This is a genomic window from Rheinheimera riviphila, from assembly GCF_004005945.1.
In the GTDB taxonomy this organism is placed as follows: domain Bacteria; phylum Pseudomonadota; class Gammaproteobacteria; order Enterobacterales; family Alteromonadaceae; genus Pararheinheimera; species Pararheinheimera riviphila.
Window position 1 is genome coordinate 94,671 of sequence record NZ_SACS01000013.1, and the last position, 13,012, is coordinate 107,682.

Here is a 13,012-nt window from a genome sequence, read left to right on the forward strand (position 1 = left end):
TGCACAGGCCGGAGTAAGCCGTATGGTCAAACCTATAGATATGTCGATGGTCGAAAACGCACTGGCCGGTTTTACCATTCCGCCGCAACCAGAAGTGCTTATTCGGATCAAACAGGAAATTGAACTGGAAGATCCGGATATCAACACCATCGCCGCTTTGATCAATATGGATGTAGGGATCGCCGGTTTTACCCTGAAAGTGGTGAATTCAGCCTATTTTGGCTTACGTCGTAAAATCAGTTCGATTGAACATGCCTGCAAATTTTTAGGTTTAAACCGGGTGATTAAGCTGGTCAGCAGCGTGGTACTAAGGTTTACTTTAAGCGGTGGCAGCAGCGACCCTTTCACCCTGAAACTGTGGAACAGCGCGATGAATGTTGGCAGCGCCGCGATGCTGATAGCGCAGCAGCTGCGGCTTGGCAGCGATTGTGCCGATGACTGCTACACACTCGGCTTGTTTCACAACGCCGGTATGAGTTTGATCCACGCCCAGTTCCCCGATTACGCCAAAGTACTGAAAGTGGGTTTAAGCCAACAACTGCCTTTTGTCAGCATCGAACAACGGTATTTCCACACCAGTCATGACACTTTGGGTTACCTGATCGCACAATCCTGGGGCTTAGCGCCAGAAATCGGTCAGGTGATTGCCTACCATCACAACCCCGAACAAGTGCTGTTATCAACCGATTTATACGAAAAACGCCTGTTTGCCATTTTAAAACTAGCTGAGCATCTGACCGGCGAAGAAGCAGCGTTATTTGATGTAAAGCTCGAGCTGGAATGGCAACAACATGGTGAAGCACTGCTGGACATTCTGGAACTGGATGAAATGCAGCTACCGGATTTAGGCGATTATCTGCTGCAAAATGGCGTGGAAAACCATTTTCATCGGTGATATTGCCCGTGGTTGCGACAACAAACACTCGCCATCACGGCAAGCGCCGCCACGTTTCGCGTTCCACCAGCTTGCCATCAGCAAAACGTTCGTTGTGCCATAAGTTACCTTCAAGCCGGAACACAAAACGGTAGGTTTCGCCGATCATCGGAGCATAAGAAGCATATTGTGGCGTTTCGCTGTAGTTCTGGCCTTCAAGTTTGATGCTGCCAGCGGCGGCAGCGTAAAACTTACCGTCTTTGTGGCTGATAAAACTAAACTGGTTACCACTGATAATTTTCACGCCTTGCATCTGTGCTTTGGCGTAATCGATTTGCTGGCCTTGCTCGTTTACTTCGCCGGACAACAACTGCCAGCTGCCTTCTAATGGGTGCGCCTGCAAACCAAAGCTCGTTATGCTCACGAACATCAAGCCGCCAGCCAAAATCCCGGATGTGATTCCTTTCATGATGAAATTCCTTGTAATCAGCGCAGTAAGAACCTGAGTATGCCGCAAACGAACGTCGTCACGCCACTGCATAACGGGCCTCTTTTTAGTGCAATCATCCTGTCGCACGCACCGGTTCGGGGCAAGCTGATGAATTTGAATACGTATTCATCTTGTTGTTGCCGTCAATTCAAGTTATCAAAGCAGGCACAACAACAAAAGCTGCGGCATTTCGTGAATGTTAAGGCCAGAACGCAGCGGTAGCTCCGGCCAATCCATGCTGTCCACCCAACAGATTTACAGCAGCAATTTCAATCGGTGCTCCAACAAAACCGGACGCAAAGCGATTATTCGTATCTGCTATGCTAGGTTCTGCTGACTATACCCAAAATCATTGAAGATTCGGGTAGGCGACGAGATCGTGAGACCCCAGGAGCATAGCTGTTCTATGTGACTGGGTCGGACTGACGCTTCAGCGAACGAACGAAGACAACAACCCCGAATCTTCAAGGATGACGGGTATAAAAGAACAAAAAAATGTCTGCCCACCGCAGCAGACTTTATTCAGGACGGGGAAGAATAATGCAGCAAGCCAAGCCCAATCTTAGCTTTTGGCAAATTTGGAACATGTGTTTTGGTTTTTTAGGCATTCAGTTTGGTTTTGCTTTGCAAAATGGCAACGTCAGCCGGATTTTCCAGACCCTTGGCGCCAGTATCGACGAAATTCCAATTCTGTGGATTGCCGGACCGCTTACTGGCCTGTTAGTGCAGCCGATTATCGGTTATTTCAGCGACCGCACCTGGAATAAGCTGGGACGGCGGCGTCCTTATTTCTTTTATGGTGCCGTGCTCACCACAGTCGCGCTGTTTTTTATGCCCAATTCACCAACGCTGTGGATGGCGGCCGGTATGCTGTGGATCTTGGACGCCTCGATTAACATCACCATGGAGCCGTTCCGGGCTTTTGTTGGCGACAACCTGAATAAACAGCAGCGTCCGCTCGGTTTTTCGATGCAAAGCTTTTTTATCGGCGTTGGCGCTGTGGTCGCATCTGCCCTTCCATACATTCTTTCGAACTGGTTTGATGTCGCTAATACCGCACCAGCAGGGGAAATCCCGGACTCCGTTAAATATTCGTTTTATGCCGGTGGTGTGGTGCTGTTTATCGCGGTGCTGTGGACGGTGATGAAATCGACTGAATATAGCCCGGAGCAACTTGAAGCCTTTGGCGATGAAATTGACACCTCTGCACCGCAAACCCACAACGACCGTCGTTATTGGCTGCCGGGGGCAATTTTTACTGCGCTGGGTGTGGCGGGTGTTGTGTTGGTGTATGCCAACTCGCTGGATCAACAGTTATACGTGCTGGGTGGCTGCTTATTAGCTTTCGGTTTATTGCAATGGCTGGTTAGCTTGCTTAAAAACGGCGGCAAAAAAGATGAAGGCCAGCAAGGCATGCTGGTACAAATCGTCGATGATTTATTCACCATGCCCACTACCATGCGTCACCTCGCCGTGGTGCAATTTTTCTCCTGGTTTGCGCTATTTTCGATGTGGATTTACACCACGGCTGCCGTCACTTCGGTGCACTACGGCAGCTCAGATCCAACTTCAAGCGCCTATAACGATGGTGCCGATTGGGTCGGTTTATTGTTTGCGATATACAACGGTTTTGCTGCAATCGCCGCCATTCTCATTCCGTGGGTAGTGCGGAAAACTTCATTGCAAATCAGTCACAGCCTGAACTTAATTTGCGGCGCTTTAGGTCTGATGGCGTTTTTATGGATCAAAGATCCGGCCTTGTTGTGGATCCCGATGATTGGTGTGGGTATCGCTTGGGCCTCTATTTTGTCGCTGCCTTATGCTTTATTGGCCGATTCATTACCCAGCCAAAAAATGGGCGTCTATATGGGCATGTTCAATTTCTTTATCGTGTTGCCACAGCTATTGGCCGCTTCGATCCTCGGCACCATGCTGAAGCTGTTTTTTAACGGCGAAGCGATTTACGCGCTGGCCACTGGCGCTGTCAGCTGGGTGATCGCGGCCGTTTATGTGCTGACGATTAAAAACCGCAGCGTCAGCCACTGAGTTACACAGGAATTACTGATGATATCTTTTGTACGTTTAAAATCTTCGTTTCAGGTCAGCGCGCTGGCCTCTGCGATGTTACTGGCCGCTTGCCAGCCTGCCACCGACAGCAGTGCTGCAAAAAATCAGGCCGCAGCACCGGGCGCGCCAGGTCTGACTTCAACCTGGTCCTATGCCGGTAAAACCGGGATTGGCACTTCATTCGAGCAATACCTCGACGGTCAATATCAGGACAAAGCGCCCACCGGTGCGGTATCAAAAGTTTGGTTTTCATTGGCCAACGGCGTCGTCACTGAAACGATGCATGGCCTGATTCATCAAGCGCAATTACGTGAATTGCAGTTTGTAGTCAAAGGCGCCGACTTTGTTGATGAAGAAAAAACCGCCACGATTTCCAGCATCGATTATCTATACAAAGACGCAGCGGGCCGGCCGTTGTCGCTGGCCTATAAAGTACTGAACAAAGCCAAAAATGGTCAGTATGAAATTGAAAAACACATCTTTACCGATCCGGATAGCCAAACTTTAGTGGTAAAAAGCTGGTTCCGGCCTTTGGTTGATGGCTTAGAGCTGTATGTTTATCTGGATCCGGCATTGGCGAATACCGGCAGCAATGATAGCGCCAGCGTGAAAGACGGCATTATTAGCGCGACTGAAGCCGCCACGGCAGCTTCCAGTAGTTTGTCATTGCTGGCGAGCCCGGCCTTTGTCAGCACTCAGGTTGGTTTTGTTGGTGTATCCGACGGTTTAACCGAACTGAAAAACCGCCAGCCATTGGCCGGTTATCAATCGACCGGCACTACTACAGGTAATGTCGGCGCACTGGCACAATTGCCAGGCGTCGCCAAAGGCGCCAGCGGCGAATTTAATCTGGTGCTTGGTTTTGGCAGCACCGCTGAACAAAGCACCGCCGCCGCCCAAGACACACTCGCTAAAGGTCTGGATAAAGTGTTAGCGCAGTTTAACGGTGAAGGTGAGGCCATCGGCTGGCAGGATTATCTGCAAAGCCTGCCGCAACTGGAAAAACTGAGCAGCACAGCAATGGACCAAGGCAAATTGTTATTCACAAGCGCCTTGGTGTTAAAAGCTCAGGAAGATAAAACCCATGCCGGCGCGTTAATCGCATCGTTGTCCAACCCTTGGGGCGATGTCAAATCGGCCGAACAAAGTCAGACTGGTTACAAAGCAGTCTGGCCACGCGATTTTTATCAGGTGGCAATGGCACTGCTGGCGCTTGGCGACAAACAGAGCCCCAAAGTTGCCTTTGAATATTTGCACCAGGTGCAGGTCAATGCCAAAACGCCGGGTTATCAGGGCGAACCGGGCTGGTTCCTGCAAAAAACCCATGTCGATGGCACTTTGGAATGGGTCGGCATTCAGCTGGATCAAACCGCGATGCCCATTATGCTCGGCTGGCGGTTATGGCAAGACGGTATTTTAACTGATGCTGAAATCAAAAACTGGTACAGCCGGATGCTCAAACCTGCCGCCGACTATCTGGCCAAAGGTGGCAAAGCCAAACTGGACTGGAACGACATCGAGTTAACCCCACCGAATACCCAGCAAGAGCGCTGGGAAGAACAGGCTGGTTATTCACCTTCGACCATCGCCGCCATTATCAGTGGCCTGGTCAGCGCAGCCGATATTGCAACACTGGCCGGTGATACCGAAGGTGCCACGTTGTATCTGGCCAAAGCGGATGCTTATCAACAAGCGCTGGAAAGCCTGACCTTTACCACCAGCGGCAATCTGAACAAAACGCCGAGTGATGGTCAGTATTATCTGCGCATTAACAGCAATCAGGACGCTAACGATAAAAGCCTGCTGGAAAACCGTAATGGTCAGGGCGACATTAACGAAAGTGACGTCGTCGACGGCGGTTTCCTGGAATTAGTGCGTTATGGCGTGCGTCCGGCCAATCACCCGGCAGTGCTGGCAAGTTTAGGTGAGCTCGACGACCAAACGCTGCCCGATGCGCAGCGGGTGAAATATGAATTTAGCTTTGACGGTATTGCCGGTACGTTACCAGGCTGGCGTCGGTATGGCTTAGACGGTTATGGTGAGGATATCGCCACCGGTCAGGGTTATGCCATAGGACCAAATGACAGTAATTTACCAACACAACGCGGCCGGGTTTGGCCAATTTTCTCCGGCGAACGGGGTCACTACGAATTGGCGCGGCTGTTAGTGAGTAAAACTAACCTCAGTGCAGAAGACATTCAGCCACTGCAACGCAATTATGTGCAGGCGATGGAGCAATTCGCCAACGCCGGTTTGATGTTGCCGGAGCAAGTGTGGGACAACGTGGGTAAAAACGACGTCTATCAATACACCCAGGGCGAAGGCACCAACGGCGCTACGCCATTGGCCTGGAGCCATGCGGAATATATCAAGTTGCTGCGCTCAGTGTCCGATCAGAAAGTCTGGGATCGCTATAGCCCGGTGGAATTACGTTATAGCAGCAAGTCAGTACAGCACTAGTCCAAGGTAAAAACCAGCTCTCCCGCTCCCGGTGTGTTGAAGCGATGCAACCATCGGGAGTTTTTTATAAATTAAAATCAGACTCTCGGTAGGGCGTACTCACCGCGTAAGCGGTAGTACGCCGTATGGTGATTTGAAACCTTGCGACTTTACGGCGGACTACCTTCGGTGAGTCCGCCCTTTTTACTGCTCGCGCGCGCACACTATCACCAGCGATGCTGTCGCCACAACGTTTGCTGCGCTGGCGTTAAGAATGTCCAGGCGATAAAGCGGCTTTGTTTATTACCTTGCGCCATCTCGACCACTTGCTGCCCGGTCACACTAAGTTTTTTAAGCATCGCCTGCAAGGGTGCCAGATGCTCTTTTTTCGACACCAGACTACTAAACCAATACACCTGATGGCCGACTGCCACACTTTGCTGCATCATGCGCTGGATAAACTTCAGCTCGCCGCCATCACACCAAAGCTCATGCGACAATCCGGAAAAATTCAGCTCCGCCGCATCGCTGGCAAGGCCAAGATTTTCCCGTTTACGCAAACTGCCGGCAGCAGCTTCTGCGGCCGAACTGTGAAATGGTGGATTGCATAAAGTGACATCGATGTACTCACCGGCGTTGAGCAAATGGTCAAAAATATCCAAACTGCTGGCCTGCTGGCGCAATTCAATCCGACCGCCAAGCTGATGCTGCGCCAGCAATTTTGCACCATGCTGCAGCGCGCCCTGGTCAATATCCGAAGCCAGCACCTGCCAACCAAAATGACGCGCCGCCAAAAGCGAATAAATTAAATTGGCGCCACAACCGACATCCAGCAACTTCAGCTGGCTTTTTTTCGGCGCTTTGCCTTGGTGACTGTTTTTGAGCAAATCAGCCAGATACAACAGATAATCCAGACGCCCTGGTACCGGTGGGCATAAATAACCTTCCGGCAGATCCCACAACGGCAACTGATAATGATGCGCCAATAGCGCCTGATTCAGTGTTTTCACTGCGATAGGATCAGCAAAATCGATGCTTTGGTCGCCGCGTGGCGTAGTCACTAACAGCGCAGCCAATGCCGGATAACTTAAAACAAGCGCCGCCATGTCATAACCAGCCAGATGCGGATTGGCCGGATGCAAACTGTTGTTGCTGGAACTGGCTTGATCAGCCGTCGCTTTCGCGCTCGACGCAGCGTGCTGGCTGCGTCCTTTGGGTGTCTTCATCAATGATCGGCCTGGTTAGAACGAAGCGGTTGGCAACACGGCACCACAGGAACGGCGCACGATGATTTTCGGTTCAATTTCAGTTTGAGCAATGCCTTCCCGATGAATCAGCCGTAATAAATTCACCACCAGCATTTCACCGGCAAGGGTGGTATTTTGCTGAATGGTGGTAAGCGCCGGCGACGAAAATGAAGCGACCGGAATATCATCAAAACCAACGACAGCCACATCCGACGGCACATGAAAACCTTGTTGTTGCAGTGCGCGCATCACACCAATGGCGATTAAATCACTGGCGGCAAAAATCGCATCGGGTTTGTAACCGCTGGCCAGCAGCTGCAAAGTTGCATCAAAACCGGCTTGTTCAGTCGAAATGGCCTCAAGTTGTGGCACTTGCGCTGGCTTGATGCCTTGGGTCGACAACGCTTGCACAAACCCCTGATAACGTTCAAAAAATTCTGGGCTATGTTCAGATGCGTTGCCAATAAACGCAAAACGGCTGCGGCCAAGGCTCAGCAAATGCTCACCGGCCAAACGGCCACCTTGTTGGTTGTTGCTGCGAATGGTGAATTCCGGATGACCTTCGACCCGCGCGCCCCAGCAGACAAAATGGGTTTCCTGCGCCAGCAGCTGATTGAGTTTTTCTTCGTAATCAACGTAATCGCCGTAACCCAACAAAATAATCCCATCGGCTTTTTTACTGTCTTCGTAATCGGCATGCCAGTCGTTGCTCAGCTGCTGAAACGAAATCAGTAAATCGTGGCCTCTTTTGGTACAAGCGCGGGTGATACTGCCAAGCATCGCCAGAAAAAATGGATTGATTTGTGATTCATCAACGGTCGGATCTTCAAACAACAACAACGCCAAAGTCCCACTGCGTTGTTTACGCAGATTGCTGGCGTTTTTATCAACTTTGTAATTCAGCTGTTTGGCTATCGCAAAAATGCGATCTTTGGTTTCCTGATTCACCGCTGGGCTATCACGCAAGGCGCGTGAGACGGTGGATTGCGACACACCGGCCTGGTAAGCAATGTCAAATGAAGTAGCTTTACCTTTCATCGAACCCCCTGCGACAAGCACAGGTTACAGAGTTGGATCCAGACGTAGTTTATAGCTGATACCACACTTACCTCAGACGTAGCCGAACCGCGAGCTGCGCTGGCAAAGTTGCCAGCACTTTTAGAGTGCTAAGGTGCCATATTCCAGCCCAAAAAGGCAAGGTGAAAGCGCAGCTGCCGCTAAATTAGCGGGCAGGCGAATTCAGGTTGATAGGTTTGATCTGGCTGATCGGAGCTCGCGTGGCGGGTATGGTGATACTCGTGCTTGGGTTAACGGCAGTTAAAGCATGCTGAGTCGTGCTCATCGGTACGCAAGAACCAAGCAAATGCAGTACCATAAAAGCCAGTAGCTGATTGCGGATCACCACCAGCGGGCGTGGTTGAAATTGTGGCATTGTGCGCTCCTGCTATTTGCTCCAAAAATCGAGCGTTTGAATCATTCAAGGCCGTCAAATGCTGCACCAATTTTTGCCCCTTTTCTGCAACGACAGCGGGTGCGAATACAAAGCAATATCATTTTCGACCTTAATTACGGCTGAACGCAGTGTAAAAAAACTTCGTGACCAGCTCTGTGACCAATCAGGCTGCATTTTGTGAAACATTGTTATTTAGCCTTAAGCTCAACTGCAGGGAATGCTAAAGTGGCAAGGTGTAAGTTGCGAAGAGTTGTAGTGATGCGCCTGATATTCATATTCCTGACCCTGTTGCCAATGTGGGCTATGGCTGATCAATGCACAGCTAACACCCCTCCATCCACAGATTGCGCCGAAACCGGTCGGTGGCAGTTTTCGCTGGCCATCGGTGCCGGTCACCGCTCAAATCCATTGCTCGGTGGCCGCAATTTCCCGCTTAATCTGATGCCGGATTTAAACTATTACGGTAAACACTGGTTTTTCGATAACGGCACCCTGGGCTACAGCTGGGTCCTAGCCGACGATTTACAACTGAGCCTGATCTCCCGCCTGAATGAAGAAAAAGGTTATTTCCGCCGTCATCATCTGAGTAATGTTTTCACCGGTCAGGTGTCTGGTAGCACGGCCTTTATCGGACCCGCGCAAAAGTATCAGCAAAACATCGAACTTTCGGTGGCCGATCTAGCCAAACGACCAACAGCTGTAGACGCTGGCTGGCAATTGGACTGGTTCACGCCGCTGATCCAATGGAAACTGAACTGGTTGCATGATGTGTCAGGCCAGTATCATGGACAACATGCCAGTATCGCCGCCAGTCACGGCTGGCAAAACCAATATGGACATTGGCAGCTCAGCTCTGCCCTCACCTGGAAAAGCAGCCAATTGATCGATACTTATTACGCCTTAGATCAAAGCTTTGAAGCAGAGCTGGACCGGCTGAACCACAGCTGGCAGCCCGAGCTTAAACTAAGCTGGAATTATCCGCTGACGCGAGATTGGTCGATGTTGGCTTTTTACCGCTATCGCTGGCTCGACGATGCGATGACCGTCAGCCCGTTGGTGACGGAAAACTCAGTTCGCTCCTGGTTTGTAGGAGTGAGTTACCGATTTTTCTAATGCATGGATGTACATTGGTGGTGATTTCAATACTGAGTTTGCTGGCAGGCGCCGTGAACGCAGCGACCCCTTGCGACAAAACTGTCTGCTGGCAGGTCGCGCCAACCGTTTGCCTGGTTGATCAACAACAACGGCCCTGCCAACTGGCCCTGTCCCTGCAATGGCAAAGTGCCTTGCCACAATCGGTCTGCGTTTATCTGGATGAACAACAACTGGATTGCTGGCGCGCCGTCAATCACGGCCAGTGGCAACAGCAACTACAATTAACCGGGCCTGCCAGGCTTGAGCTTCGAAATCAACAGCAACAGGTTTTGCTGCAACAACAGTTAACCGTCTTAAGCCGTCAGCCGGAACGCCGCCGACGGTTAGTCGCGCCGTGGAGTGTATTTTAATGAGCAAAATTTTATTGGTCGAAGATGATGAACGGCTGGCCAGTCTGGTACAGACGTTTTTACAACAACATGGTTTTGAAGTGCGACTGGTCAATAACGGTCTGGCGGTGGAAGCCACTTGTCGGGAGTTCCAGCCGGATTTAGTGGTGTTGGATCTGATGTTACCCGGCCTCGATGGTTTTGCGGTGTGCCGCGCCATTCGACCTTGGTACAAATCACCAATTTTAATGCTGACGGCCAAACAAAGTGATATCGATCAAGTGCTTGGTCTTGAACTGGGCGCCGACGATTATGTAATCAAACCGGTGGAACCCCGCGTGTTGCTGGCCAGGATCCATGCGTTATTACGACGCAGCCAACCAGCGAGCACGGCCGACGCTAACAGCCTGGAATTTGGTAAGTTACAGCTCAGTCAGGCCGCCCGCGAAGCGTATTTTGACGGCGCTTTAGTTGAGCTGACCAGCTACGAATTTGATTTGTTGTGGATGCTGGCCAAACATGCCGGCCAGACGGTGCGCCGTGAAGCCATTCACAAACAAATTATTGGCCGTGAATACGATGGTTTAGATCGCACTGTTGATGTGCGGGTGTCGCATTTACGGCGCAAACTGGGTGATAACGCCGACACCCCATTTCGGATCAAAACTGTTTGGGGTAAAGGCTACTTGTTCGTCGCCGACGCCTGGAACTGATATGCGTCGTTTGTTCCTGCATTTTTACCTGTTTATGCTGCTGGTGCTGGTTGGTATTGGCTGGAGCGTCGACCGGCTGTGGCAGCAAAGCCAGACCACTGAACTGCCCGGCTGGGTCAGTTTATTGGGGCAAAGCCTGGCTTATCAGCTAAGTCAGCCGGAAACCCTGCCACAACAAGTCGCTGGCCAGCTCAATCTGCCGCTGCAAAGCCTGTCACCCGATGCGATAGGCTGGTCCGAGTCAGAGCAGGCCGCTTTGGATCGGGGTCAGCTGGTACCGCTTTTTAGCGATAACATGGTGTACTTCTACCAACTGCAACTGCAGCCTGATCAGTTATTACAATTTGGGCCGGTGCAGATTGAAGCCAATAACCATTCGGGTTATTTGTTCACTTTGTTGTTTTTTGCCTTGCTTGCTGTTGCCGTGGCATTGTGGTTATGGCCGCTGGCGCGCGATATTCAGCAGCTGCAGGCGCAGCTCCGGCGTTTTGGCCAAGGGATGCAAGTACCGGAACAGCAACTGCCCGCACATTCGTTATTGGCGCCGATTGCCCAAAGTGTGCAGCAAATGGCCGAACAAATTCAGCGGCTGGTGAGCCTGCAACGCGAAATGACCCACGCCGTGTCCCATGAACTTCGCACCCCGCTGGCCCGGCTTAATTTTGCGCTGGAAATGCAGCCTATTGCCGAAGCGGATAAACAAGCGATGCTGCAGGATGTGCGGGAGCTTGATCAACTGGTCGACGAAATGCTCGACTACGCCAGGCTGGAAGCACAGGTCGTCACGCTGCAATTGCATCAGGTTGATGTCGGCGAATTACTGGATAATCTGGTGGAAAAGCTGGCGCCATTGCCAGGCGCTCCCATTCTGCTACAGCGGCCGCCACATATTCAGCTGCTGTGTGATGGTCATTATCTGGAGCGGGCGTTACAAAATCTGCTGGTGAATGCCAAAAGATACGGCCGGCAACAAGTGTTGCTCAGCGTACAACAAGACCACGACCGGGTGCAGTTTGTGGTAGAAGACGATGGCATTGGTATTCCCAAAGCGCAGCGCGACAGTATTTTGCAGCCGTTTGTCCGCTTAGATCAAAGCCGCAGTAAAGGTCATGGTGGTTTTGGCTTGGGGCTGGCGATTGTCAGTCGCATCGTCAGCTGGCATCAGGGGCAGCTGAGTATCGGCGATTCAGTGTTGGGTGGCGCCGAGTTCAAACTGCAGTTACCGAAGAAACCCCGCAGTCTGAACCTGATGCAAACAGCTAATTAAGGTGTATACCCAAAATCATTGAAGATGCAGGTAGGCGGCAACTGAACGAATCCCCAGGAGCATAGTAGTCCTATGCGACTGGGGTGAATGAAGGCGGCCAACACCCCTGCAACTTCAAGGATGAAGGGAATTAGAGGCCTAAATTCGCCAGGAAATCGTCATCGACCATATCCACGGCTTCGGCAGCAGTATCAACCTGTTGATTCTGATGGGCATTGGCCAGAATGTCATCGACATTTTCGTGAGCCGCTTTTTCAAAATCATGCAGCTGGATAAATTCGGTTTTATCCATCGCCAGCTCCATATAAAAAATATTGTGCAGTGGCGTGCTGAAGGTCACCCGACGCGCTTGTGGCTGATCGAGCTGGGTATTAATTAAAATCTGCACTTGCTTGTTGATCGCCATCATTTTTGGCTGGCTTTGGTTGATTGACGTTTGTAAATCAACCCGGACGCGGTTGGTGAAATCACCGACGATCTGGTTCATCAGTTCGCCCATCACATTACCCACTTCATCCGAGGTATGGAATTGCGCCAGTTCTGATTCTGGCATTCCCATACTCATCATATATTTACGGTAAATTTCCAGCGCCGCTTCCGAGGTGAAGTTAATAATCACCAACCCGGAAAAACCACCGTCGAACAATACAAAACAACCCAAATCCGGGCGCAGACAAGTTTTCTGAATTTTTTGTACCATTGGCGAATACGCGACCTGCGCGTTGCCGGCCGCTGATAAAACCTGAGTCACGGACGAACACAGTGTCAGCAGAATTTCTTCCGTGGTAATAACTTTATTTTTTCTCATGTAGGCTCCTGATTGGCCCGGGTAACAACAAGAATGACCGGCAATATAGTGGATTGACAATCACGTGCACGACTGATGCCGCTAGAGATTATGGGTCGGGTTGCTTCAAATACTAAGCCAGCCGGCAGCTGCATGCAACTTTGTTCCGCAATTGATTGCGCAAACAGCTC

The 13,012-nt window shown here is 51.0% G+C and carries 12 protein-coding genes; 7 read left to right on the top strand and 5 right to left on the bottom strand.

The window, feature by feature from the left end:
* Positions 1-22 precede the first annotated feature (22 nt).
* Complete coding sequence (locus EOE67_RS12825; protein WP_127699491.1) at positions 23-895, top strand: HDOD domain-containing protein; 873 nt, start codon at positions 23-25, stop codon at positions 893-895.
* Between the two features lie 34 nt (positions 896-929).
* On the opposite strand, the gene EOE67_RS12830 is transcribed toward EOE67_RS12825, so the two are convergent.
* Positions 930-1,343 (bottom strand): hypothetical protein, encoded by a 414-nt coding sequence (locus EOE67_RS12830; protein ID WP_127699494.1) that lies wholly within the window; start codon positions 1,341-1,343, stop codon positions 930-932.
* Between the two features lie 561 nt (positions 1,344-1,904).
* Here EOE67_RS12830 and EOE67_RS12835 point away from each other — a divergent pair.
* Together EOE67_RS12835 and EOE67_RS12840 are read left to right on the top strand one after the other, a co-directional pair.
* Positions 1,905-3,410 (top strand): MFS transporter, encoded by a 1,506-nt coding sequence (locus tag EOE67_RS12835; RefSeq protein WP_127699496.1) that lies wholly within the window; start codon positions 1,905-1,907, stop codon positions 3,408-3,410.
* A gap of 18 nt (positions 3,411-3,428) precedes the next feature.
* Positions 3,429-5,891 (top strand): glucan 1,4-alpha-glucosidase, encoded by a 2,463-nt coding sequence (locus tag EOE67_RS12840; protein WP_127699498.1) that lies wholly within the window; start codon positions 3,429-3,431, stop codon positions 5,889-5,891.
* Between the two features lie 206 nt (positions 5,892-6,097).
* Here EOE67_RS12840 and rlmF read toward each other — a convergent pair whose 3' ends face one another.
* From rlmF to EOE67_RS12855, 3 genes are all read right to left on the bottom strand, one after another.
* Positions 6,098-7,096 carry a 23S rRNA (adenine(1618)-N(6))-methyltransferase RlmF gene (gene rlmF / locus EOE67_RS12845; RefSeq protein ID WP_127699501.1) on the bottom strand — a complete coding sequence of 333 codons (999 nt, stop codon included), beginning with the start codon at positions 7,094-7,096 and terminating at the stop codon, positions 6,098-6,100.
* Between the two features lie 15 nt (positions 7,097-7,111).
* Positions 7,112-8,155 (bottom strand): LacI family DNA-binding transcriptional regulator, encoded by a 1,044-nt coding sequence (locus tag EOE67_RS12850; protein ID WP_127699503.1) that lies wholly within the window; start codon positions 8,153-8,155, stop codon positions 7,112-7,114.
* 184 nt (positions 8,156-8,339) lie between these two features.
* Positions 8,340-8,549 (bottom strand): hypothetical protein, encoded by a 210-nt coding sequence (locus tag EOE67_RS12855; protein ID WP_127699505.1) that lies wholly within the window; start codon positions 8,547-8,549, stop codon positions 8,340-8,342.
* Positions 8,550-8,873: 324 nt separating this feature from the next.
* Between EOE67_RS12855 and EOE67_RS12860 the strand changes: the two genes are divergently transcribed.
* From EOE67_RS12860 to EOE67_RS12875, 4 genes are read left to right on the top strand one after another with little or no spacing between them, the layout of a single operon-like run.
* Complete coding sequence (locus EOE67_RS12860) at positions 8,874-9,683, top strand: MipA/OmpV family protein (RefSeq protein WP_164852324.1); 810 nt, start codon at positions 8,874-8,876, stop codon at positions 9,681-9,683.
* Between the two features lie 17 nt (positions 9,684-9,700).
* Positions 9,701-10,075 carry a DUF3019 domain-containing protein gene (locus EOE67_RS12865; protein WP_164852325.1) on the top strand — a complete coding sequence of 125 codons (375 nt, stop codon included), beginning with the start codon at positions 9,701-9,703 and terminating at the stop codon, positions 10,073-10,075.
* Complete coding sequence (locus EOE67_RS12870; protein ID WP_127699511.1) at positions 10,075-10,767, top strand: response regulator; 693 nt, start codon at positions 10,075-10,077, stop codon at positions 10,765-10,767. Before EOE67_RS12865 ends, EOE67_RS12870 begins: the two co-directional genes overlap by 1 nt.
* 1 nt (position 10,768) lies before the next feature.
* Positions 10,769-12,034 carry an ATP-binding protein gene (locus EOE67_RS12875; RefSeq protein ID WP_127699513.1) on the top strand — a complete coding sequence of 422 codons (1,266 nt, stop codon included), beginning with the start codon at positions 10,769-10,771 and terminating at the stop codon, positions 12,032-12,034.
* 130 nt (positions 12,035-12,164) lie between these two features.
* Here EOE67_RS12875 and EOE67_RS12880 read toward each other — a convergent pair whose 3' ends face one another.
* Positions 12,165-12,842 (bottom strand): DUF3334 family protein, encoded by a 678-nt coding sequence (locus EOE67_RS12880; RefSeq protein ID WP_127699516.1) that lies wholly within the window; start codon positions 12,840-12,842, stop codon positions 12,165-12,167.
* Positions 12,843-13,012 lie beyond the last annotated feature (170 nt).